General features: G+C 69.7%; 21 protein-coding genes and 1 riboswitch. Of the genes, 3 read left to right on the forward strand and 18 right to left on the reverse strand.

The window, feature by feature from the left end; translation table 11 throughout:
* Positions 1-53: 53 nt before the first annotated feature.
* From cobT to AVS7_RS09785, 14 genes are read right to left on the reverse strand one after another with little or no spacing between them, the layout of a single operon-like run.
* Positions 54-1,100, reverse strand: coding sequence for a nicotinate-nucleotide--dimethylbenzimidazole phosphoribosyltransferase (gene cobT / locus AVS7_RS09720; RefSeq protein WP_020228264.1), 1,047 nt, complete (start codon positions 1,098-1,100; stop codon positions 54-56).
* 7 nt (positions 1,101-1,107) lie between these two features.
* Entirely contained in the window at positions 1,108-2,571 is a 1,464-nt protein-coding gene (locus tag AVS7_RS09725; RefSeq protein WP_020228265.1) for a cobyric acid synthase, read from the reverse strand.
* Positions 2,568-2,978, reverse strand: coding sequence for a DUF3037 domain-containing protein (locus AVS7_RS09730; RefSeq protein WP_020228266.1), 411 nt, complete (start codon positions 2,976-2,978; stop codon positions 2,568-2,570). The genes AVS7_RS09725 and AVS7_RS09730 overlap by 4 nt, the downstream gene beginning before the upstream one ends.
* Complete coding sequence (locus AVS7_RS09735) at positions 2,965-3,714, reverse strand: HipA family kinase (RefSeq protein ID WP_034690544.1); 750 nt, start codon at positions 3,712-3,714, stop codon at positions 2,965-2,967. The genes AVS7_RS09730 and AVS7_RS09735 overlap by 14 nt, the downstream gene beginning before the upstream one ends.
* A 17-nt stretch (positions 3,715-3,731) precedes the next feature.
* Positions 3,732-4,724: an aminotransferase class I/II-fold pyridoxal phosphate-dependent enzyme gene (locus tag AVS7_RS09740; RefSeq protein WP_020228268.1), complete on the reverse strand. Its 993-nt coding sequence runs from the start codon at positions 4,722-4,724 to the stop codon at positions 3,732-3,734.
* Entirely contained in the window at positions 4,721-5,665 is a 945-nt protein-coding gene (gene cbiB / locus AVS7_RS09745; protein ID WP_234449994.1) for an adenosylcobinamide-phosphate synthase CbiB, read from the reverse strand. The genes AVS7_RS09740 and cbiB overlap by 4 nt, the downstream gene beginning before the upstream one ends.
* 11 nt (positions 5,666-5,676) lie before the next feature.
* Complete coding sequence (locus AVS7_RS09750; RefSeq protein ID WP_020228270.1) at positions 5,677-6,225, reverse strand: methylated-DNA--[protein]-cysteine S-methyltransferase; 549 nt, start codon at positions 6,223-6,225, stop codon at positions 5,677-5,679.
* A 5-nt stretch (positions 6,226-6,230) separates the two neighbouring features.
* Positions 6,231-6,800: a cob(I)yrinic acid a,c-diamide adenosyltransferase gene (cobO, locus tag AVS7_RS09755; protein ID WP_020228271.1), complete on the reverse strand. Its 570-nt coding sequence runs from the start codon at positions 6,798-6,800 to the stop codon at positions 6,231-6,233.
* Positions 6,801-6,809: 9 nt separating this feature from the next.
* Entirely contained in the window at positions 6,810-7,616 is an 807-nt protein-coding gene (locus AVS7_RS09760; protein WP_020228272.1) for an ABC transporter ATP-binding protein, read from the reverse strand.
* A complete protein-coding gene (locus tag AVS7_RS09765) occupies positions 7,613-8,680 on the reverse strand; it encodes an iron ABC transporter permease (protein ID WP_020228273.1) in 1,068 nt (355 codons plus the stop codon). Before AVS7_RS09765 ends, AVS7_RS09760 begins: the two co-directional genes overlap by 4 nt.
* Complete coding sequence (locus AVS7_RS09770) at positions 8,677-9,546, reverse strand: ABC transporter substrate-binding protein (RefSeq protein ID WP_020228274.1); 870 nt, start codon at positions 9,544-9,546, stop codon at positions 8,677-8,679. Before AVS7_RS09770 ends, AVS7_RS09765 begins: the two co-directional genes overlap by 4 nt.
* Entirely contained in the window at positions 9,543-10,118 is a 576-nt protein-coding gene (locus tag AVS7_RS09775) for a bifunctional adenosylcobinamide kinase/adenosylcobinamide-phosphate guanylyltransferase (protein WP_020228275.1), read from the reverse strand. Before AVS7_RS09775 ends, AVS7_RS09770 begins: the two co-directional genes overlap by 4 nt.
* A complete protein-coding gene (locus AVS7_RS09780) occupies positions 10,115-11,467 on the reverse strand; it encodes a cobyrinate a,c-diamide synthase (protein WP_020228276.1) in 1,353 nt (450 codons plus the stop codon). The genes AVS7_RS09775 and AVS7_RS09780 overlap by 4 nt, the downstream gene beginning before the upstream one ends.
* A 6-nt stretch (positions 11,468-11,473) precedes the next feature.
* On the reverse strand, positions 11,474-13,363 hold the full coding sequence (locus AVS7_RS09785) for a TonB-dependent receptor (protein ID WP_020228277.1): 1,890 nt from the start codon (positions 13,361-13,363) through the stop codon (positions 11,474-11,476).
* 81 nt (positions 13,364-13,444) lie between these two features.
* A riboswitch (cobalamin riboswitch) is annotated at positions 13,445-13,689 on the reverse strand.
* 35 nt (positions 13,690-13,724) lie between these two features.
* Here AVS7_RS09785 and AVS7_RS09790 point away from each other — a divergent pair.
* Together AVS7_RS09790 and AVS7_RS09795 are read left to right on the forward strand one after the other, a co-directional pair.
* Positions 13,725-13,946 (forward strand): hypothetical protein, encoded by a 222-nt coding sequence (locus tag AVS7_RS09790; protein ID WP_020228278.1) that lies wholly within the window; start codon positions 13,725-13,727, stop codon positions 13,944-13,946.
* Positions 13,943-14,284 carry a cell division protein ZapA gene (locus AVS7_RS09795; protein ID WP_020228279.1) on the forward strand — a complete coding sequence of 114 codons (342 nt, stop codon included), beginning with the start codon at positions 13,943-13,945 and terminating at the stop codon, positions 14,282-14,284. The genes AVS7_RS09790 and AVS7_RS09795 overlap by 4 nt, the downstream gene beginning before the upstream one ends.
* A 256-nt stretch (positions 14,285-14,540) precedes the next feature.
* Here the strand turns inward: AVS7_RS09795 and AVS7_RS09800 are convergent, their stop codons facing one another.
* The 4 genes from AVS7_RS09800 to hemN form a co-directional block, all read right to left on the reverse strand.
* Complete coding sequence (locus AVS7_RS09800) at positions 14,541-16,988, reverse strand: bifunctional diguanylate cyclase/phosphodiesterase (protein ID WP_020228280.1); 2,448 nt, start codon at positions 16,986-16,988, stop codon at positions 14,541-14,543.
* Positions 16,988-18,292, reverse strand: a complete 1,305-nt coding sequence (locus AVS7_RS09805) for an HD-GYP domain-containing protein (RefSeq protein ID WP_020228281.1) — start codon at positions 18,290-18,292, stop codon at positions 16,988-16,990. The genes AVS7_RS09800 and AVS7_RS09805 overlap by 1 nt, the downstream gene beginning before the upstream one ends.
* Positions 18,293-18,393: 101 nt before the next feature.
* On the reverse strand, positions 18,394-19,122 hold the full coding sequence (locus AVS7_RS09810; protein WP_020228282.1) for a sulfite exporter TauE/SafE family protein: 729 nt from the start codon (positions 19,120-19,122) through the stop codon (positions 18,394-18,396).
* A gap of 3 nt (positions 19,123-19,125) precedes the next feature.
* Positions 19,126-20,508 carry an oxygen-independent coproporphyrinogen III oxidase gene (gene hemN, locus AVS7_RS09815; RefSeq protein ID WP_024001276.1) on the reverse strand — a complete coding sequence of 461 codons (1,383 nt, stop codon included), beginning with the start codon at positions 20,506-20,508 and terminating at the stop codon, positions 19,126-19,128.
* Positions 20,509-20,703: 195 nt separating this feature from the next.
* Here hemN and fnr point away from each other — a divergent pair, with 195 nt between their 5' ends.
* Positions 20,704-21,426, forward strand: coding sequence for a fumarate/nitrate reduction transcriptional regulator Fnr (gene fnr, locus AVS7_RS09820; RefSeq protein ID WP_020228284.1), 723 nt, complete (start codon positions 20,704-20,706; stop codon positions 21,424-21,426).
* Positions 21,427-21,430: the final 4 nt, after the last annotated feature.

The following is a 21,430-nucleotide window of genomic DNA, read 5'->3' on the forward strand; positions in this document are numbered from 1 at the left end:
GAGTTGATAGCTTCCAGCGCTTTCCACATAAGCGCTAGAGCCCAGTTTCATTGCTAACCAGTCGCCCCAGCCACGCCAGCCGACTCGAAACTGGCCATCTCCCGCAGCACCGCGCAAGCCGACACGAGCAACGGCCAGGCCAGCGCAGCCCCCGATCCCTCTCCCAGCCGCAGCCCCAGGTCCAGCAGCGGCTGCGCGCCCATCGCTTCCAGCATGGCCGCATGCCCCCGCTCCCCCGAGCGGTGCGCGAACACGCAGCGCTGCAGTACCAGCGGCTGCAGGCGGCTGGCCACCAGCACGGCAGCGCTCGTGATGAAGCCGTCCACCACCACCACCCGGCGCTCGGACGCCGCCTGCAGCACCGCCCCCACCAGCGTGGCCACTTCGAAGCCGCCCAGCGCCGCCAGCGCATTGAGCGGCGCCACGGCGCCGGCATTGGCGTCCAAGGCCTGCCGCAGCACCGCGCGCTTGCGGGCGATGCCCGCGTCGTCCAGCCCGGTGCCTGCGCCCGTGCACTCGGCCAGGTCCACGCCCGCCAGCCGCGCCAGCAGCAGCGATGCCGCAGAGGTGTTGCCGATGCCCATCTCGCCCAGCAGCAGCGCGTTGCCGGGCAGCGCGCGCACCACCTCGCGGCCGTTGGCGATGGCGGCCTCGCATTGCGCCCGCGTCATGGCGGGGCCTTGCGATGCATCCTGCGTGCCGTGGGCGACCTTGCGCACCACCAGGCCGGGGCGCGGCGCGAAATCCTTGGCCACGCCGCAGTCCACCACGGTGAGCGCCAGCCCATGCTGGCGCGCCAGCACGCTCACGGCTGCGCCGCCGGCGAGGAAGTTCTCCACCATCTGCCAGGTCACGTCGGCGGGATAGGCCGACACGCCGCGTGCGGCCAGGCCGTGGTCGCCGGCGCACACCAGCATCTGCGGCGCCTGCAGCGCGGGCGTCTCGGTGCCCAGGATGAGGCCCAGGCGCAGCGCCAGGCGCTCCAGTTGGCCGAGCGAGCCGAGCGGCTTGGTCTTGTGGTCGATGCGGTGCTGCAGCCGGGCAGCCAGTGCAGCGTCGTGCAGGTCGCCGATGGAAGGGAGAAGGGAAGAAGTCGTCATAAGAAAATCAAGGAGCCCCGAGCGCATCGAGCACGCCCGGGGCGAAATGGGTGGCGATGCCCTCGGCCAGCCCGTCGAACACGCTGTCCAGCGTGGGCGCCTGCGCACCGAACAGCGCCTGCAGCGCGGCCGCGTCCTCGAACAGACCGTGCAGGTACAGGCCCAGCACGTTGCCCGCGGCGTTGCTCCAGGCCAGGCCCGGCAGCACTTCGCGGGCCACGTCGCCTGCGGCGGCCATGGCGGGGTGCTGCGCGGTCTGGCCGTGGTGGATCTCATAGCCTGCGACCGCCACGCCCGCCAGAGGCGCCCAGGCACCGGGCACCGCGCCGAAGCGCGCACGCGTGGGCCGCACCGTCTTGCCCTGCGCGAAGGCGGTGACCAGCGGCAGCAGGCCCAGGCCGGGCGCGTTGCCGTCGATGCCCTCGGTGTCGATCAGGGCCTCCCCCAGCATCTGCAGGCCGCCGCACACGCCCAGCACGCGGCCGCCGCGCGCCGCGTGCGCGGCGATGGCGCCGTCCAGCCCCTGCGCGCGCAGCCAGCCCAGGTCGGCCGCCGTGGCCTTGGAGCCGGGCAGCACGATCCAGTCGGCGCCCGCCAGCGCGGCCGGGCTGCGCGCCCACACGAGGCGCACGCCCGGCACGTTCTTGAGAGGCTGGAACTCGTCGAGGTTGCTGATGCGCGGGTAGGCCACCACGGCCACCGTGGTGTGCACGGCGCCCGCGGCGGCGCTGCGGTCGTCGAACACGCCGTCCTCCTCCGGCAGGCCATGGCGCCACTGCATGGGGATGGTGGCCACGGTGGGAATGCCCGTGCGGCGCTGCAGGTCCTCGGGCGCAGGCGCGAGCAGGCTGGCGTCGCCGCGGAACTTGTTGAGCACGAAACCGCGGATCAGCGCGCGCTCGTCCTCGGGCAGCAGCGCCCAGGTGCCGTACAAGTGGGCGAAGGCGCCGCCCCGGTCGATGTCGGTCACCAGCAGGCAGCGCGCGCCGCCATGCCGCGCCACGCGCATGTTGACCACGTCGCTCGCGTGCAGGTTGGTCTCGGCGGGCGAGCCTGCGCCCTCGATCACCACCACGTCGTTCTCGGCGCGGAGCTGGTCGAGCGCGGCGGCGATCTGCGGCCACACGTGCTGGCTGCGGCCGCGCCAGGGCATGGCGGAAAGCTGCGCGCTCACCTGGCCCAGCACCACCACCTGGCTGCGGGTGTCGGCCTCGGGCTTGAGCAGCAGCGGGTTCATCCGCACGTCAGGCGTGGCGCGCGCGGCCAGGGCCTGGAAGTACTGGGCGCTGCCGATCTCGCCGTATCCACCCAGGGGTGTGGCGACCACGCGCGCGTTGTTGCTCATGTTCTGCGCCTTGAAGGGCGCGACCTTGAGGCCCTGGTTGCTGTAGTAGCGGCACAGCGCGGTGGCCAGCCAGCTCTTGCCGGCGCCGCTGGTGGTGCCCAGCACCATGACGCAGCGGGCGGTCATGCGGGCCTCCGGGGCGCGGGCAGCGGGCGCACCATGCGGTCCATGGCGTGTTCGAGCGCCGCGGCCCCGTCCACGCACAGGCCCGTGTGCACGGGCGAGGTCTGGATGATGCTGCTGCGCCGTGCGGTGAGCCAGTGGAAGCGCGCGCGCAGCGGCAGCAGGGCGATGGGGCCGCCGCCCGGCGCGCCCGCGCAGATGGCGACGATGGCGCCCAGGTGGCGGTGCACGGTGTCCACGTCGGCGTGCGGGTCCAGCGCCAGCAAGCGCGCCGCGTCCAGCTCCACGGCCGCGCGCAGGAAGCCGGTGCGCTGGCACGAGAGGATCACGCCCGCGTTGATGAATTCCTCGCGCTCCACGCGCGGCACCACGCGCACGACGGCGTAGTCGTACAGCTCAGCCGCGCGCATCGATCGCCCCTTGCAGCCAGCGGCCGCGGTCGGCCAGGCGGGCCTGGAAATAATCGGCATAGGCCTGGGCCGGCACGCCCGCCTGGTCCAGGAAGTCCTGCGGCACCGCGGCCACGATGGCCTGCAGCACGGCGGGCGTCAGCAGCGCGGCCAGCTCGGCATCCACCTGCGCCAGGCCTTCGGCGCGCGGCAGCAGCACGTGTTCGCCGGTGGGGGCGAAGGGCTTGCCCGGGTCGGCCACCGTGCGGTTCCAGGCGTGGTGGAAGGTGAGGCTGGCGCCGTGGTCGATCAGCCAGGGCCGACGGTGCCAGACCAGCAGGTTGGTGTTGCGCGCCGTGCGGTCCACGTTGCTCACCAGCGTGTCGAACCACACGAGGCGCGAGGCGAAGTCGGCCGTGACCTCGTCCACGGCGGGGTCGAAGTTCACCGCGCCGGAGAGGTAGTCGAGCGCCACGTTCAGGCCACCGCTGGCACGGATCAGGTCCTGGATTTCGGGGTCGGGCTCGGTGCGCGCCAGTTCGGGGTCGAGCGTGGCCAGCACGATCTCGGGCACGGGCAGGCCCAAGGCGCGGGCGATGCCGCCGGAGAGGATCTCGGCGATCAGGGCGCGCACGCCCTGGCCGGCGCCGCGGAACTTGAGCACGTACAGGCCGAGGTCGTCGGCCTCCACCACGGCGGGCATGGAGCCGCCTTCGCGCAGCGGCGTGACGTAGCGCTCCACCGTGACGGAGCGCAGGGGTTGGACTTCAGGGGTCATGCGAAATGGTAGCCCGCGCCGGTCCATGCCTCGTGCAACGCCTGCTGCGACACGGGCGCGAGCACGCCCAGCCGCACATGGCCCGGCAGGCCGAACGATGCGCAGTCGCGCAGCTTGACGCCCCGCCCGCGCAGCGCCTGCAGCACCGCAGGAACGTCCCCCACCGGCAGGCGGGCCGTGAAATAGTTGGCCAGGCTGCCGGGCACCACGGCCCAGCCGAGCGCCGTGCACAGCGCCGCCTGCCGCTCCTTCCAGCCGCGCAGCGTGGCGAGCGACGCGGCCAGCCAGGCCTGCGCGCCCTCCTCCACCCAGCCCTGGAGTAGCGCCACGCCGTCCGCGCCGAGGGGCCAGGACGGAGCCAGCGCCTGCACGGCCGCGGCCTGCGACACCCCCTCGGCGGTACCGGGCGCGATGGCATACGCCGCGCGCACTCCGGTCAGGCCCAGGGCCTTGTTGGGCGTCCACATCTGCCAGGCATCCCCGGGCGGGGCCGCACCGGCGCCTTCGAGCCGCAGCGGCGCATAGGCGCAGTCGATCACGCGCAGCGCGCCCGGCGGTGCGGGCTGCCGCGCCCATTGCGCAAGGGCTGCATCCGCCGTGCCCAGGGGGCTCGCGGGCTCGCAGGCCCAGTGCAGCGCGGGCTCCTGCGGCGCAAGCGCCAGCCCCCATGCCTGCGCCGCGCGCGCGTAGTCGCCATAGCCGTGCGCGGGCAGCACGGCGTGGCGCAGGCCGGCGCGTGCCGCGCAGGCCGTGATGCGGTGGATGAACTCGCTGGCGCTGGCCGCGACGACGATGCGCCCCGCCTCCACGCCATGGAACGCGGCCAGGCGCGCGCGCAGCGCCGTGTAGGCGGGATCGGGGTAGCGGCTGCGGTCGACCTCGCGCAGCGCGGCGAGCGCCTGCGGGCAGGGGCCGCAGGCGTTGGCGTTGGTGGAGAAATCGTGCGCCGGCACGCCCAGCGCGTCCGGCCCGCCGTGCACCGCGTTCATGGCAGCGCCCAGTACAGCAACGCAGCCGCCATTGCCGCCACGGGTGCGAACAGCAGCACCGCGAGCGAACCCAGCCTGGCCGCGCGCCGCGTGTCCAGCGGCCCGGCACGGCGGCCGCGCGGGTGCAGCGCATAGACGCCGGGCTTGGCCAGGCGCACGCCCAGCGCCAGCGCCATGGCCGCCATGGGCCAGCCGCTGTTGGGCGAAGGCGTCTTGCGCGCCTCGCGCGCCAGCGCGCGCAGCGGCAGGCCGCGCGCGGCTTGCGCCAGCAGCAGCGCGGTGAGGCGCGCAGGCAGCCACGAGAGCACGTCGTCGGCGCGCGCCGCCCACTTGCCGGCCCATTGCCAGTAGCGCCCGCCGCGCATGCCGGTATAGCCCCACATCGCATCGGCCGTGTTGGCGAAGCGGTAGAGCGCGGCGCCCGGCAGGCCCAGCAGCGCGAACCAGAACAGCGGCGCGACCACCGAGTCGCTGAGGTTCTCGGCCAGCGACTCGATAGCCGATTCGCGCACCTGCACCGCATCCAGCCGCTCCACGTCGCGGCTCACCAGCCGTGCGAGCCGCTCACGTCCGGCGGGCAGCGACTGCGACAGCGCCACCTCCACCGCCAGCACTTCGTCGCGCAGCATGTGCCAAGCGAGCAGCGGCTTGAGCAGCAGCGCCAGCGCCAATGCCGCCAGCGGCGCGGGCAGGTGCAGCGCCAGCCGCTCCAGGCCCCAGAAGACTACAAAAACAATAGCTGCCAGCGCACACCAGGCAAGCGCTCCAAGCCAAAACCCCTTGTAATCGCGCCCCCGAGGCGAGAGTGGTGCCAGGCGCTCGCCGCACCAGTGCAGCGCGTGCCCCATCCACACCACGGGGTGCACCGGCGCGGGCGGCTCGCCCCACAGCGCATCGACGGCCAGGGCCAGCAGCAGCGCGCCGGCCACTGCCAGCGCCATGGCCACCTCCATCACAGGGCGAAGCCTCCGGCTTCGCCGTGCAGCCAGTCCGCCTGCACCGCCCTGCCCTCCAGCGCCAGCAGCGCCTGCTTGCGCGGCAGCCCACCGCCGAAGCCGGTGAGGCTGCCGTCGCTGCCGATCACGCGGTGGCAGGGGACGATGATGGAGATCTTGTTCTGCCCGTTGGCCGCCGCCACGGCGCGCGTGGCGGTGGGGCGGCCGATGGCGCGGGCTTGGCTCGCGTAGCTGCGGGTCTGACCGTAGGGAATGGCGACGAGGGCGTGCCACGCATCGATCTGGAACGGCGTGCCCACCAGGTCCAGCGGCACGCCGAAGGCGGTGCGGCGGCCCGCGAAGTATTCGGCCAGCTCGTGCGCGGCCTGCGCGGTGATGGCGCTGTCGCAATCGCCCACCGGGCTGCCGCGCGCAGCCTCGACCTGGGCCAGTTCGCGCTCCACGCCGCGCTGGCCGATGAATTCGAGCAGGCACAGGCCCTGCGGCGAGGCGACGGCCAGCATTTCGCCGAGCGGCGTGGGCAGGCGGCGCGACAGCAGGGCCATGGAGATCAGTCCTCGATGCCGCGCTGGGCGGGCACGCCCGCCTGGAACGCGTGCTTGATGAGCTTCATCTCGGTCACGGTGTCGGCGATGTCGATGATTTCCTGCGGGCAGCGGCGGCCGGTCAGGCACACGTGCACCAGCGTGGGCCGGGCGGCCAGCGTGTCCAGCACCTCCTGCAGCGGCAGCCAGCCGTAGATCAGCGGGTAGGTGATCTCGTCGAGCACGACCAGGAACGGGTCGCCCGAGAGGATGGCCGCGCGGGCCTTCTGCCAGCCATCGCGCGCAAGCTGGGCGGAGTGCTCCAGGTCCTTGCTTTTCCAGCTGAAGCCGTCTCCCAGGCCTTCGATGGGAATGCCCAGCTGCTCGAACATGCGGTGCTCGCCGAAGCGCGCCGAGGGCACCTTCATGAACTGGAAGATCTTCACGGCCTTGCCGCGCCCGTGCGCGCGCAACGCCAGGCCGAAGGCCGCCGTGCTCTTGCCCTTGCCGTCGCCGGTGTGCACCAGCACCAGGCCACGGCGTTCGCCCTGGGGCTTGTCGTACCGGGCTTCGGTGGGAGGATTCTCGATCTGCATGGGACGATCCTAATCAATCAAGGAAGAGGTTGCCTGCGCCGCCATGCGGGGCAAGGCGATCCAGGCGCCGTCGATCTGGCGCACCTGGATGCGGTGGTCGAATACCTGTTCCAGCGCGCGGTGGGTGGCCGCATCGGCACAGGGTCCGTGGTGCGCCACGCGGCCGGCGGCCATGATCACCATGTCGTCGGCCTGCAGCGCGATGGAGACTTCGTGCAGCACGCTGACCACGGTGCCGCCCTGCTCCACCAGGGCGCGCACGGCGAGCATCCAGTCGGTCTGGTGCGGCGGGTCCAGGTTGGCCAGGGGCTCGTCCATCAGCGTGACGCTCGCCTGCACGGCCAGGGCGCGCGCCAGCAGCACGCGCTGGCGCTCGCCGCCCGACAGTTCGGACAGCGCGCGCGCGTGCCATTCCCAGGCCTGCGTGGTGCGCAGCGCCTGCTGCACGGCGGCGTGGTCGGCGGCGCTGGGGGGCGCCATCCACGGGCGGTGCGGCAGGCGGCCGAGCATGGCGACCTCGTAGGCGGGCAGGTCGTCGGCCGTGGACTCGTTCTGCCCCAGCCAGGCGAGCTGGCGCGCCCGCTCGCGCATGGGAATGGCGTGCAGCGGGCGGCCCAGCAGCTCCACCTGCCCCTGCGCGCGCGCATGGCGCAGCAGGCCGGCCAGGGCCTTGAGCAGCGTGGACTTGCCCGCGCCGTTGGGGCCGACCACGCTGGTCCAGCGGCCGGCGGGCAGGTCCAGGTCGATGCCGCGCAGTATGTGGGCATTTCCGATGCTGGCGCTGATCTGGCGGGCGCTGATAGCTATGTTTTTCATAGTCCGCCCCCCCGCGTGCGGCGGTGCATGAGCCACAGCAGGTAGCTGCCGCCCAGCGCAGCGGTGAGCACGCCCACGGGCAGCTCCTGCGGCGCGATGACCCAGCGCGCCAGGATATCGGCCGCCAGCAGCAGCACCGCGCCCATGAGGCTGGACAGCCACACGTGCCACTGGTGCGTGACGCGCGCGATCGACCGCACCAGGTGCGGCGCCGCCAGGCCGACGAAGGCGATCAGCCCCGTGTGCGCCACGGCCAGCCCGGTCGCCAGCGCCAGCGCCAGCACCAGCCCGGCACGCATGGGCGCGAGCGGCAGGCCCAGGCTGGCAGCAGTGGCCTCGCCCAGCATGAGCCCGTCCAGCAGCCGCGACAGCGCCCAGGCCGTGCCCGCGCACAGCGCCCAGCCGGCGGCCATGAGCGCGCAGGCCTGCCAGCCCACGAAGGCGGAGCTGCCCATGGTGAAGACCTGCATGGATTCCAGAATGCTGGGCTTGGCCACCTGGATCAGGTCGCGCACCGCGCCCAGCACCACGCCCACGATCACGCCCGCCAGCAGCAGGCGCAGCGTGTGCTGCACCCCGCCCGCCAGCGTGAGCGTGAGCAGCACAGCCCCGGCCGCGCCGAGGAAGGCCATGCCGACCACGCCCAGGCGCACCAGCCAGCCCGCCGTGGTGGGCGAGACGCCCAGCATGGCCATGGCGATGGCCCCGCCCAGCGCCGCGCCGGAGGCGCTGCCCAGCAGGTAAGGGTCGGCCAGCGGGTTGCGGAACAGGCCCTGCGCAACGGCACCGGCCAGCCCCAGCAGCGCGCCGGCCAGCCACGCGCCCAGCGTGCGCGGCAGGCGGATGTCCCACACGATCTGCCACGCCAGCGGATCGCTGCCCATATGCAGCACGCTGTCCCAGCCGGTGCTCCCCACGCTGGCGCCCAGCAGCAGCAGCACGGCCGTGCCTGACAGCAGCCAGGTGGCTAGCAGCGCCGCGCGGCGGCTGCCGGGCGCCGGGCCCGGTGCCGCCGGCTCCACGGCCGCGGCAAGGGTATCGCTTGGGGGAACGTGCAGGTTCATGGGAAGGACTTTGCCAGGCAGCCGGCCATGATGCGCGCGGCCTCGGCCATGCGCGGGCCGGGGCGCACCACCACGTCGGAGACTTCGGGGCCGAACTCGCACATGCGCCCTTCCTTCACGGCCGCCATGTTCTGCCAGCCGGGGTAGAGCACCATGGGCTGCATGCTGCGGTTGGCGACCATGATCACGTCGGGCCGCGCGCGCAGCACGAATTCCGGATTCAGGCGCGGGAAGGGTCCCAGCTCGGGCGGCACCACGTTGCGCACGCCCAGGCGTACCAGCGTCTCGCCGATGAACGAGCTGGCGCCCGCCGCGTAGGGGCCGCGGCTCACTTCGAAATACACCCGCGTGCCGCGCGCCCGCGCGGGCAGGGATTGCGCGGCGGCCTGCACGGCCGCGTCGATCACGCGCCACACGCGGTCGGCGCCCTGCGCATGCGGCACGGCCAGCAGGTCGCCCACCACGCGCAGCACGCGGCGCACGTCGGCGTGGCTCTTGGGCTCCAACGCGGCCACCTTCACGCCCAGGGCCTCCAGCCGGTCGCTCACGCGGCTGCTGACGGACAGCAGCACCACGTCCGGGCGCAGGGCGACGACGGCCTCGATGTTCGGGTCAAGCCCGCCGCCCACCTGGGGCAGGCGCTGGATGGAGGCGGGCCAGTTGGAGTAGCGGTCCACGCCCACGATGCGGTCGCAGTGCTGCAGTTCGCACACGCTTTCGGTCAGCGAGGGCAGCAGGCTCACGATGCGCCGGGGCGGCTCGTCGAAGTGGAGCTGGCGCCCCCGGTCGTCGGTGATGGTGATGGCCTGCGCGGCGCCGGCCAGCAGGCAGCAGGCGGCGAGCAGCAGGCGGTGCCAGGGCTTCATGTGTCGTCCTTCAAGGTGAGCGGCAGTCCGGCCGCCATCAGTGTTACGCGGCGGCAGGCGGCGGCCGCGCGCTGGTTCAGCACGCCCAGCGCATCGACGAAGGCGCGCACCTCGCGCCCCAGCGGGATGACGCCCAGGCCGATCTCGTTGCCCACCAGCACCACGGGGCCGGGGCTGGCAGCCAGCGCTTCGAAAAAGTGAGCTGCTTGCGCTTGCCAGTCAAGCGCTGGAGGCTTATTTTGCTCTGATTCCATGGGCATCAGCCAGTGGGTGAGCCAGAGTGTGAGGCAATCCACCACGACGAGGGTATCGGCCGCGCCATGGCGCGCCAGCGCGCCAGCAAGGTCGCGCGGCGCCTCCACCGTGGCCATGCCGGGCACGCGCTCGGCACGCTCGCGCTGGTGGCGGGCGATGCGTGCGCGCATCTCGTCGTCCCACGGCTGGGCGGTGGCGATGAGCACGGCGCGGTGCGCGGGGGATTGCGCCAGCCACGCGCGCGCGAGCAACTCGGCGCGGCGCGACTTGCCGCTCTTCTGGCCGCCCAGGATGAGTTCGCTGCGGGCGATGTTCATGGCGCCTGCGTGAAAAGCGCGGCCACGGCCCGCGGGCTGGAGGCGAACCACGCATGGAAGTAGCTCGCACGGATGCTGCCGTGGCGGTAGACGGGCTCGTCCACGGCGTCTTCGCCGGGCCGCCGGGTGTGGGCGCAGGCGGTGGCCGGGCTGTCGGTGGTGCTGTAGTGGAAGGTGTGGCCACGCAGCGCATGCGCGCCATCCACGCCATCGAGCAGCACTTCGCGCGGCCCCAGCGCTGCCAGCCGCCGGCGCATCGCGGCGCGGCCCGGCAGCAGGCCCCACATCGGCACGCTGCGGCCATCGGCCAGCGTGAGCGACTCCAGCAGCGCCAGCATGCCGCCGCACTCGGCCCACACGGGCCGGCCTGCCCCCACGTGCGCACGCAGGGCCTCGCGCAGGGCCGTGTTCGCGGCCAGCGTGTCGGCATGCAATTCAGGGTATCCGCCGGGCAGCCACACGGCATCGCAGGCGGGCAGCGGGTCGCCGCGCAGCGGGGCAAAGAGGGCCACCCGCGCGCCCAGGCTGCGCAGGGTGTCCAGGTTGGCGTCGTAGACGAAGCAGAAGGCCGCGTCCTGCGCCACGGCCACGGTGCGGCCGGCGAGCAGCGGCGGCACGGGCGTTGGCTGCACGGGCGCGGCGAAGTCCACGGCAAAGCGCTGCAGCGCCTGCAGATCCATGCGGCCCAGCGGCGTGGCGGCCAGCGCGTCGGCGGCCGCATCGAGGCGCTGCAGTGCATCGGGCAGCTCCTGTGCGCCCACCAAGCCCAGGTGCCGCTCGGGCAGGAGGCCACCAGGCTCCCCTGTACCCGCAGCGGCATCCGTGAGGCGTGGCAGGGCGCCCAGCCAGTCGGCGCCGTCCCGCAGCCCGGCGCGCAGCATGTCCGCGTGGCGCTCGCCCGCCACGCGGTTGGCCAGCACGCCGGCCCAGGGCAGGTCCGCCCAGTAGTGGCGCAGCCCGTGCACGACGGCGCCCAGTGTGCCGCCCATGGCACCGGCATCGACCACCGCTAGCACGGGCATGCCGAAGCGCCGCGCCAGCGCGGCCACGCTGTGCTCGCCGTCGAACAGGCCCATCACCCCTTCGACCAGCAGCAGGTCCGCCTGCGCGGCGGCTTGCGCCAGGCGCTGCGCGCAGTCGGCCTCGCCGGTCATCCACAGGTCGAGCTGGTGCACCGGCGCGCCGCTGGCGAGCTGGTGCCAGTGGGGATCGAGGTAGTCCGGCCCGCACTTGAAAACGCGCACGCGCCGGCCCTGGCGTGCATGCAGGCGCGCCAGGGCGGCGGTGACGGCGGTCTTGCCCTGGCCCGAGGCGGGCGCGGCGATGACCAGTGCGGGGCAGCGGGCCATGTCAGGTCAGCGCGGGGCCCACTTCAGGCCGACGTACACGGAGCGCCCCGGCGTCACGTAGGTGCGCGCCAGCTGGTAGTCCTTGTCGCCCAGGTTGTCCACGCGGGCGAGCAATGTGAAATCGCGCGCCACCTGGGTGCTGGCATAGAGGTTGACAAGCGTGTAGCCGCCCAGCACCTGCGTGTTGGTCGCGTTCTCGAAACGCTGGCCCGAGGCCTGCACCTCGGCGCCCAGCGTCCAGCCGGCCAGCTGCGTGTCGGCGCCGAAGGTGGCATGGCGCTTGGCGCGGCGCTGCAGTTGCTTGCCGGTGGTGAGGTCCTTGGGGTTCTGCAGGTCGATGGAGCCGCGCAGCGTCACGCCGCCGATGCGGTGGCCCGCGGAGAGGGTCACGCCCTTGTATTCGGCGCGGCCCACGCTGTTGTAGCAGCCGAATGCCTGGTTGCAGGCCTTGTAGCCGCTGTCGAAGACGATCAGGTCGCTCACTCGGTTGCGGTAAGCCACCACGCCCGCATAGCTGGCGCCGCTCGCGTAGCGCAGGCCCAGTTCGACGTTGCGGCCTGTCTCGGGCTTCAGGCTGGGATCGCCGTAGATGCTGAAGCGCTGGTACAGCGTGGGCGCACGGAAGGCCGTGCCGGCCGATGCCGTGGCACGCAGCGTGGGCGTGAGGGCGTAGCCGTAGGCCACACTGCCCGTGTTCTTGCCGCCGAATTCGCTGTCGTCGTCATGGCGCAGGTTGAGCTGCAGCGTGTGCGCGCCCGCATGGAAGCCGTAGCCCAGGGCCAATGCGTCCTGCGAGCGGTCGCGGTCAATGGGAGCATTGGCCAGCTCGTCCTCGCGGCGCTCCAGCGCGGCGGTGAACAGGTGCGCGCCCAGGCGGTATTCGTTCTGCCACAGGTAACCGCGCAGGTGCGTGCGGGTGAGGTAGTAGGCAGGCGTGGTTTCGTACCGGCTGACCGAGTCCGTGACCGACACGCGCGAGCTGAACGCATCCGTCCACTTGGCCGACCAGGTGAGGCCCGCCGTGTGCATGCGGTTGTCGTTCTGGTCGTTCTCGGGGTTGGCCGGGGTGTAGGTGAAGGCGTCGTAGCCCGACTTCATCTCGTTGGCCAGCAGCGTGGCGTCGAGCCGGTGGGCGGTGTTGATCTGGAAACCCAGGCGCGCATTGCCCGCCGTGGCGCGGTAGCCGTCCTTGTCGGGGTTGTGGCCCGCGTTGTCGCGGATGTCGTAGCCGTCGCTGCGCTCGTGGCTGATGCCCAGCGCATAGTCGAAGACGCCCGCCGCGCCGCTCACGCCCGCTTCGATCTTGCGCAGGTTGTGCGAGCCCAGGCCCACGCCCACGTAGGGCGCCGCCGAGCCCTCGCCCTTCTTGGTGAAGAGCTGGATCACGCCGCCCATGGCGTCCGAGCCGTAGACAGCAGCGGCCGGGCCGCGCAGCACCTCGATGCGGTCGATCTGCGACAGCGGGATCTGCTCCCACACGGCGCCGCCGGTGGACTGCGAGTCCACGCGCACGCCGTCGATGTACACGGCGGTGAAGCGCCCCTCGGCGCCGCGCAGGAACACATTGGACGAATTGCCTACGCCGCCGTTGCGCGTGATCTCCACGCCCGGCAGGCGCGCCAGCAGGTCCGCCAAGCCGGTGGCGCCCGCGGTGTCGATGGTCTCGCGGTCCACGATGGAAACATCCGCCACGATGTCGGTCAGCGGCTGCTCGGTGCGGGTGGCGGTGATCACGACTTCATTCAGGGAAGGGGCGCGCAGGTTCTGCGCCACCAGCACGCCACCCTCCTGGGCCTGCGCCGCACAGGTCACCATGGCCGCCAGGGCCAAGGCCGAATAGCGCAGGTGCGCACGCGCGGGCGCTGCGGCGCACTCGCGGAAAGACCGATTCATCATAGGAAAAATTACTGCTAGGTAACCCGTGCCAGCTTCCCCGCCAGCGTTGGGTGATACAGCCGCGTGCGCCTTTTTGCAGGCGCGCACGGCCACCATGTTGGCCGGTATCCGGGCTGGCGGAACAGCTTCCATGGCCTTCCCAGGGGCTTGTTCAAGGCACCCAGTGGCGTGTGTATGAAAGTGGAGCCGGCGTGCGACTCATCCGCTGACCGTTGCGGGGGCAGCGCAGGCACAGGACACGCTCCATGGCGGAGGCGCCTTCCCTGCTTCCCGTTGAACTGCGGCATGCGAACCACGCCGCGAGCACCAACACGTGTAATTTTACGTTGCCCGGCGACGCCGTCCCTACAATCGGCGGCGTATGGCCCACCCCTCCTCCCTCGATCAGATCGCCGAGCGCGTCGAGCGCCTGCTGCTGCGCCATGCGGAGCTGCAGCGCACCAACACGCTGCTGGCGCAGCAGGTCATGGCGCTCACGCAGGAGCGCGACTCCCTTCAATCCCGTCTGCAGGCCGCCCGCGCGCGCGTGGACGCACTGCTCGACCGCCTGCCCCCTGCTTCCGAGACGAAGGACGCGCCATGAAGCAAATCGAGGTCCAGATCCTGCAGCAAAGCTATGTGCTGGCCTGCCCCGAAGGGCAGGAGGCCCGCCTGCTGGACGCCGTGGAGCGCGTGGACACGGCCATGACCCGTATCCGCGACGCGGGCAAGGTACGCGCGCGCGAGCGCATCGCGGTGCTGGCTGCCCTCAACTTGGCATTCGAGCTGGCCGACCGGGAAGCCCTGTCCGCCGCGGCGCAGTCCGTTGCGCGGGCCAGCGCCGCGCCAACCGGCACGGATGAAGCCGCCGGCGACGAACGCGTGCAGCAGTTGCTGCTGCGCCTGGACGAAGCCCTGGGTGACGACGGGCGACTCTTGTAAGCATTCCCTGAAGAGGTCCACAACCCGGACTCGCGGCCTTACAATGGAACCGTCTGCAGTGCTGCCGGGCTTTATATTTCCTTGAACCAATGCTCATTGAGCACGGGCTTGGTACATTGCCTGGTGAGCGTGATCATCTCGCGTCAGATGAACCCAACGCCTGGCTGCCCTTGCCCACCTGAACCCCCGGTTCAGGATGCCGGTCCGGTGGCATTTGCAGACACCCTCTTCCTGTGCCCATGACGCAGGGCACGCATCAGACCTCATCCCCCGCCAGCAAGCCAGAAGCGCCCCACTGCCGCGCCAGCAGAGCGCGAAAGTCGGCCATCGGCAAGGCGGGCGCGCACAGGAATCCCTGGTAGCAGTCGCAGTCCATCTCACGCAACGCGAGCCGCTGCTGTTCGGTTTCCACGCCCTCCGCGAGAACTTCGATGCGCAGCGCGCGGCCCATGCTGGCGATGGCGCGCACGATCGCCCGGTCACCCTCGTCGCCGGGCAGGCCGCTCACGAACGACTTGTCGATCTTGAGCTTGTGGATGTCCAGCTTCTTGAGATAGGCCAGGCTGGAATAGCCGGTTCCAAAGTCGTCGATGGACAGACGCACGCCCAATTGCGACAAGGCATGGAGCAGTTGCTCCATCTCCAGCGCATCCTGCAGCAGGATGGTTTCCGTCAGTTCCAGCTCCAGTTGGTCCGGCGGAAGGCCGCATTCGTCCAGCAGGCCGGTCACGCGCTCCACGAAGCCGGGCTGGCGGAACTCCAGTGCCGAGACATTGACCGACACCGGCAGCGGCACGCCGCACCGCCGCCAGCGGGCCGCTTCCCGGATGGCCTGTTCCATGACCCATGCCCCCAGCGTGACGATGTAGCCGGACTCCTCTGCCAGCGGAATGAACACGCTGGGCGATACCGCGCCCAATTCAGGGGCGGTCCACCGGACCAGCGCCTCAGCGCCCACGATGCGCCCGTCCGCCATACCCACCTGGGGCTGGTAGTGCACGGCCATGTGCCCCTGCCCGAGGGCCTGCCGCATCGCGTGCTCCATCTTCATGCGCGACAGCAGATGGGCATTCATCTGCGGCTGGTAGAAGCCATAGCTGCCGCGCCCGCGCTCCTTGACGCGGTACATGGCCGTGTCCGCCTGCTTGATGAGGTCGTCCAGCGTCATGCCGTCGCGGGGATACAAGGCCATGCCGATGCTGCACTGGATCGAGAACCCCAGCTCATCGAGCATGAACGGGCTCGCCATCTCGTCCAGCACACGCCGCGCCACGGCCTCTGCCACCACCGCATCGGCATCGTGCAGGTAGATGACGAATTCATCGCCTCCCAGGCGGCAGAGCATGTCGGACTGGCGCAGGCAGTCCTGCAGCCGCCTCGCCACGAGCTGCAGCACCCGGTCTCCGAACGGGTGCCCCATGGAGTCATTGATGATCTTGAAGCGGTCGAGGTCCAGGAAAAGGATCGCAAAGCCGCCGCCGCGCGTGCTCACGCCGTCGATGGCCGCCATGACCCGCTGCCCCAGCAGCAGCCGGTTCGGCAAGCCCGTCAGCACGTCGCGGTAGGCCAGCTCTTCGATGCGCCGCTGGGCTGCATGCTGCGAAGTGAGGTCGCGCATGAAGCCGATGCTCTGCGTGATGGCGCCCGCATCGTCGCGCAGCGCCACCCAGGACAGTTGCACGGCGCAGCGGCTGCCGTCCTGCCGGGCAAGGGCCAGTTCGCCTTCCCAGAACCCCCTGCGCGCCCACCCGTCCGCCACCCGGGCCATGAACGCATCGGCCTCGTCGTTCGGACACAGCAGGCTCTGGGCCGGGCGGCCTACCAGCGCCTGCGCGTCGGCTCCCAGCAGCCGCTCGCAGCCGGGATTGATGCGTGCGACGGCATGCTGCTCGTCCGCGATGAAGATGGCATCCAGGCTGGATTCGAACACCCGCGCCGCCAGGCGCAGGCCCGCCTGCACCTCCGCCTGCCGGGAAATGTCGCGGAAGGAGAACACGCGCCCGGCGGGCCGGCCTTTGATGAGCTGCGGCACGGAGCAGCGCTCGATCGTGGCGCCGTTGCGCAGATGCAGGACGTCCGTCGTTTCGAGCAGCGGCTCCAGCGCAATGGAAGCCAGGCGCGCCCGGTAGGCATCGCGGTCCAGCACCTGCGCTTCCATGTGCTCCCGGATGGCCGCATCGTCGCGCTGCACCAGCAGTTCGCGCGGTATGTGCCAGATCTGGGCCAAGCGCTGGTTGAAGGCACGCACCTCGCCGTGGAGGTTGCAGGTCAGCACGCCGTCGGCCGCGGAATCGAGCGTCGCACGCAGCTCGGACAACAAGGTTTCCAGCTCGCGTTCGGAAGCCTCCTGCTCGGAGCGGTCGTACATCGTCAGCAGCAGCAAGCCTTCGTGGCCCACAAGGGCGAGCACGCGGCGCTCCACCGGCACCAGATGGCCGCTCCCCGCATGCCGGACGCTGGTGCGGGAGTGGATGCCCCGCACGATGTCTTGCGCAGACTGGCTCCAGAAGATGTGGTCCTCGGGCGTCTCGGCCAACGTCTGCACCGCCATGCCCACCATGCTTCCCACCGGACGGCCTACGAGCCGCGCTGCCGCCTCGTTGGCGTGCAGGATGTCCAGTGCCTGTCCATCCACCACCCAGAGGGCGACGTCCAGGCCGTCGCACACCGCAGTCCAGGCTGCGAGGGAGAGGCGGCTGTCCATCAAGCACCGTCCTCGCACCGCCGCGCATCCACGGCGCGCTCGAAGAAGTAGCAGATGCGCTGCTGCGGCGACAAGTAGTCGAGCGCTTCGCGGGGCAGCTGTTCCGGCTTGAGGCTGCGGCGTATGCCTTCGTCCGGACATGCAGCCAGATCCATGGCCACGGCCTGCGACCGCGGCACCTTCGCGTCGAACGGCAACACGCAAGGCCGCAACGGGTGCAATGCATCGACCGAGACGACCAAAGCGAAGCGACCATCCGTCAGCTGAACCAGGGAGCCCGGTGGGTAGACTCCCATCATGCGGATGAAGGCGCCCAGCACCGTGGCATCAAAACACATCTTCTGCTGCGCGAAAATCTGCGACAGCGCTTCATGCGGTGTCAGCGCCTGCGCGCCATGCAACGGATTGCACAGGCGGTCGTAGCGATTGGCCAGCGCCACGATCTGCCCTCCCCGGCCCAGGTCGTCCGCCATGAGACGCAAGGGAAAGCCGCTGCCGTCCGCCATTTCATGGTGCTGGGCGATGGCGATGAGCACATCGCTGGCCAGCTCCATCCGCTGACCCAGCTCCACCGAATGGCCGACATGCCCCTCATAACGCGAGAGATCGGCCGGCGTCAGCGAAGCTCCCGGCTCGCCGACGTGGGGAGGCAGCATGATCTTGCCCAAGTCATGGAGCAAGGCGGCTACGCCGACGTGGTGCAACTCCCTGGACTGCAGCCCCAGCGCCCGCCCCAGCAGCAATGCCAGCACCATGACATTGACAGCATGCAGGGCCGGCCGCTCGCTGGGCACCTCGGCCAGCAAGCGGATCGCGCAATGCTCGGCGTCCAGCAGCTCGGCCACACAACTGCCAACCAACGCATCCACCTGCCTCCGTGCGTCAGGCGGGGAAACCAGAACCTGCGTGGACACCATGACATAGGTGTCCGTGGCTTCCCTGTAGCGCTGGCCGCAGCGCTGCAGCGACTCGCTTTGCTCCCGCCAGGCTCGCGTGCCGGAAAATGAGGCACTTGTGTCAAGGGATTGCTCTTGCGTACCGAAAGCACCCGCAGGATCGGGCACCGCCGTTTCGGCACCATCCCTTTGCAAGCCCGATCTGGCGGGTACCTCGGGCACTGGCTGGCTTTTGGCGGGCACATAGCGCACCTGCTTCAGTCCCAGCTCTCTCAGGGTGTGAATTTGCTCTTGCGAGGACACCCGGAAACTGCTCATCGGGAAAGGATGGTTCATCCACCCCAGGTCGAGCTGGATGAACATGCCCACACGGAGCTGGTCGATGTCGATCAGGACGGATTGGTTCACTTCACGGAGCGCAGGCAGCTCGCTTTGATTGAACCATTATCATCAGTTACGGCAGCTTTAGAGTTGTTACAAATAGTAGGCGACAGCCGCCGATGCAACACTCAGCTCACGCACCAGGGGGCCGGCTGTCCGTGGACTACGTCCATCCATAGGGCCCATGCCCCCATGGTCAGGAGCACCGCGCCGGCCAACCGCGTCCCCCAGCTTCCGCGCAGCGCGTTCAGCCGCTCGCGCAACCGGCTCCATGCCCAAGGGCCGGCGACCAGCCACAAACCGCTGCCGATTCCGAACAGCACCATGCACGCAGCCCCGTTGGCCACACTGCCGCTCAGTGCTGCCATGAGCAATGCGGTATACAGCAGGCCGCAAGGCAGCAGGGCCCAGGCGACTCCCGCAGCAAACACCCCTCCAGGCTTGGATACGAGAGGCTTGGTTTTGGCCCATACGCGGCGGCCAGCGGCTTCGATCCACGCGGGCTGGCGCGCCTGCAGCACCATCAGCGCCCCCCAGGCCAGGATCATCACATGCATCATCGTCCACGCTGGGCGCAGCGCAGGGCTGAACTGGCTCAGCCACGCCAGGCGCTCCATTGCCAGCGCAGCCATGGCTCCCGCCGCACCGTAGCCAACGAGCCGCCCCAAGTGGAATCCCAGCAGGCGCCCCCTGCCCCGGCGCTTGTGCGAGACCCACTGGACCGCCTGCTCCGAGGCCTGTGGCTTTTCCCCCCCTTGCCCCGTCAATGCGCCGCAAGGAGCCGCGCACATGACAAGGCAGTGCGCCCCACCCGAGATGCCCATGAGCAATGCCGTGGAGGCCAGGGCCAGCAGCATGGATCAGATGATGCGGGAGAACTGCGCCCGGTTGCGTCCGGCCTGCAGGTACTTGTCGAACACCATCGCCACGCCCCGCACGAAGAACCATCCCATCGGCGTGACCTCCACGCCATCGGAATTGATTTTCACCAGGCCTTGCCCTTCCATCTCCTGCAACCGTGCCAGTTCGACATCGAAGTAACGGCGGAAATCGATCAGCCAGGATTGCTCCATGGGCTCGAAAAGCACCTTGCCCTGGCACATCAAGGCCATGATGACTGCACGGCGTATCAGATCGTCACGGGTAAGCGCTAGGCCACGCACAACGGGCAGGTGTCCCTGGTTGATCGCGTCGTAGTATTCGTCCAGGGTCTTGACGTTCTGGCTGTAGGTAGCGCCGATGCGGCCGATGGCCGAGACGCCCAGGCCGATCAGGTCGCAGTCAGGCTGGGTGCTGTAGCCCTGAAAGTTGCGATGCAGGCGCCCCTGGCGCTTGGCCACGGCCAGAGCGTCGTCCGGCAAGGCAAAATGATCCATGCCCACGTACACATAGCCGCTAGCCATGAAGACATCCATGGAGCGGGCCAGCATGGACACTTTGGCCGATGCCATGGGCAACTCGGCGGAGACGATGCGCCGCTGCGCCTTGAACCGCTCGGGCAGGTGGGCATACGCGTAGAGCGCAATGCGGTCCGGGCGCAACTGGGTGACCTGCTCCAGCGTCCGATCGAAGGACTCCGGAGTCTGGCGTGGCAAACCATAGATCAGATCCACGTTGACCGACTCGAACCCCAGCTTGCGGGCGCTCGCCACCAGGGCGAATACCTTTTCCGCGGGCTGCACCCGGTGCACCGCTTTCTGCACCTCGGGGTCGAAATCCTGCACACCGAAGCTGAGCCGGTTGAAGCCCAGTTCCGCCAGCAGAGCCAGGCGCTGTTCGTCGACCGTGCGCGGATCCACTTCGATCGAATATTCGCCCCCAGGCGCCAGCACGAAGCTGCGGCGCAGCATGCCCATGAGTTCGCGCAGCCCCTCGTCGGACAGGAATGTCGGCGTCCCCCCTCCCAGATGCAACTGGCTGACGTGCTGCCCGACACCGCAATGGGCTGTATGCAGGTCGATCTCCCGGCTCAGATAGCGCAGGTAGACCTCCGCCCGTTCCGGGTGCCGCGTGATAATCTTGTTGCATGCGCAGTAGTAGCACAGCGACTCGCAAAACGGGATGTGCACATACAGCGACAATGGCATCGCTTTGGCCGCCGAACCCACGCGGCGCTGCTGCAGCGCAAGAATGTATTCTTCTTCGCCAAAAGCCTCCACGAAACGGTCTGCTGTAGGGTAGGAGGTGTAGCGCGGCCCAGGCACATCGAAGCGACGCAAGAGCTCGGTGGTGACAACAGTCATGGGGAAAATTTTCCTTGTATCTGGCTATCCACTGTGCCGCAGAGGCCCCGGCTCGTCCTTGACTTTAATCAAGCACTCACGGGGTCAGGATAGCGACAATTTGATTTCGGCTCAAAGTCGGTCAATTCCCTGCGGCATTTCCGCCTCCAGGGGTTTCAGAGGTAAGCTAGCCACATGAACAGGGCGCCCGTGCACATGAATCTGCAGACCATCAAAGTTGCGTGTTCCAACTGCAACTTGCGCGAGCTTTGCATGCCCCTGGGGCTGAACGACCAGCAATTGCAACGCATCGACGAAATCGTGGCCATCCGCCGCAAGATCAAGCGAGGCGGCACGCTGTTTCGCAACGGTGAAGCCTTCACTTCCCTTTTTGCGATCCGCACGGGCTTTTTCAAGACCTGCGTCGCCACGGAGGATGGACGCGATCAGGTCACCGGCTTCCAGATGGCCGGGGAGATCATCGGCCTCGATGGCATCGTGAACGACAGGCACACCTGCGACGCCGTAGCGCTCGAGGATGCAGAAGTCTGCGTGATGCCCTTCGACCGCATTGAAGAGCTCTCCCGCGAAGTGACGGCACTGCAGAGCCATGTGCACAAGATCATGAGCCGCGAGATCGTGCGTGAACATGGCGTCATGCTCCTGCTCGGCAGCATGCGCGCCGAGGAGCGTCTAGCGGCTTTCCTGTTGAATCTGGTACAGCGCCTGCATGCGCGGGGATTTTCCCAGTCGGAACTGGTCCTGCGCATGACGCGTGAGGAAATCGGCAGCTACCTCGGTCTCAAGCTGGAAACCGTGAGCCGTACATTCTCGAAATTCGTGGAAGAAGGCATCGTGGAAGTCAAGCAGCGGCATGTCCGCATCGTGGACACCGATGCCCTGAAACGCATCGTGAACAGCCAGCAAGCCTGCCACTGAACCG

The organism is Acidovorax sp. MR-S7, assembly GCF_000400995.2.
In the GTDB taxonomy this organism is placed as follows: Bacteria; Pseudomonadota; Gammaproteobacteria; order Burkholderiales; family Burkholderiaceae_C; genus MR-S7.

Bases quoted from the DNA above. Each gene is read 5' to 3' on its own strand.
- cobT (WP_020228264.1), bottom strand. From the start codon at position 1,100: ATGACGACTTCTTCCCTTCTCCCTTCCATCGGCGACCTGCACGACGCT.
- AVS7_RS09725 (WP_020228265.1), bottom strand. From the start codon at position 2,571: ATGACCGCCCGCTGCGTCATGGTGCTGGGCACCACCAGCGGCGCCGGC.
- AVS7_RS09730 (WP_020228266.1), bottom strand. From the start codon at position 2,978: ATGCGCGCGGCTGAGCTGTACGACTACGCCGTCGTGCGCGTGGTGCCG.
- AVS7_RS09740 (WP_020228268.1), bottom strand. From the start codon at position 4,724: ATGAACGCGGTGCACGGCGGGCCGGACGCGCTGGGCGTGCCGGCGCAC.
- cbiB (WP_234449994.1), bottom strand. From the start codon at position 5,665: ATGGCGCTGGCAGTGGCCGGCGCGCTGCTGCTGGCCCTGGCCGTCGAT.
- AVS7_RS09750 (WP_020228270.1), bottom strand. From the start codon at position 6,225: ATGGCCCTGCTGTCGCGCCGCCTGCCCACGCCGCTCGGCGAAATGCTG.
- cobO (WP_020228271.1), bottom strand. From the start codon at position 6,800: ATGCAGATCGAGAATCCTCCCACCGAAGCCCGGTACGACAAGCCCCAG.
- AVS7_RS09760 (WP_020228272.1), bottom strand. From the start codon at position 7,616: ATGAAAAACATAGCTATCAGCGCCCGCCAGATCAGCGCCAGCATCGGA.
- AVS7_RS09765 (WP_020228273.1), bottom strand. From the start codon at position 8,680: ATGAACCTGCACGTTCCCCCAAGCGATACCCTTGCCGCGGCCGTGGAG.
- AVS7_RS09770 (WP_020228274.1), bottom strand. From the start codon at position 9,546: ATGAAGCCCTGGCACCGCCTGCTGCTCGCCGCCTGCTGCCTGCTGGCC.
- AVS7_RS09775 (WP_020228275.1), bottom strand. From the start codon at position 10,118: ATGAACATCGCCCGCAGCGAACTCATCCTGGGCGGCCAGAAGAGCGGC.
- AVS7_RS09780 (WP_020228276.1), bottom strand. From the start codon at position 11,467: ATGGCCCGCTGCCCCGCACTGGTCATCGCCGCGCCCGCCTCGGGCCAG.
- AVS7_RS09785 (WP_020228277.1), bottom strand. From the start codon at position 13,363: ATGATGAATCGGTCTTTCCGCGAGTGCGCCGCAGCGCCCGCGCGTGCG.
- AVS7_RS09790 (WP_020228278.1), top strand. From the start codon at position 13,725: ATGGCCCACCCCTCCTCCCTCGATCAGATCGCCGAGCGCGTCGAGCGC.
- AVS7_RS09795 (WP_020228279.1), top strand. From the start codon at position 13,943: ATGAAGCAAATCGAGGTCCAGATCCTGCAGCAAAGCTATGTGCTGGCC.
- AVS7_RS09800 (WP_020228280.1), bottom strand. From the start codon at position 16,988: ATGGACAGCCGCCTCTCCCTCGCAGCCTGGACTGCGGTGTGCGACGGC.
- AVS7_RS09810 (WP_020228282.1), bottom strand. From the start codon at position 19,122: ATGCTGCTGGCCCTGGCCTCCACGGCATTGCTCATGGGCATCTCGGGT.
- hemN (WP_024001276.1), bottom strand. From the start codon at position 20,508: ATGACTGTTGTCACCACCGAGCTCTTGCGTCGCTTCGATGTGCCTGGG.
- fnr (WP_020228284.1), top strand. From the start codon at position 20,704: ATGAATCTGCAGACCATCAAAGTTGCGTGTTCCAACTGCAACTTGCGC.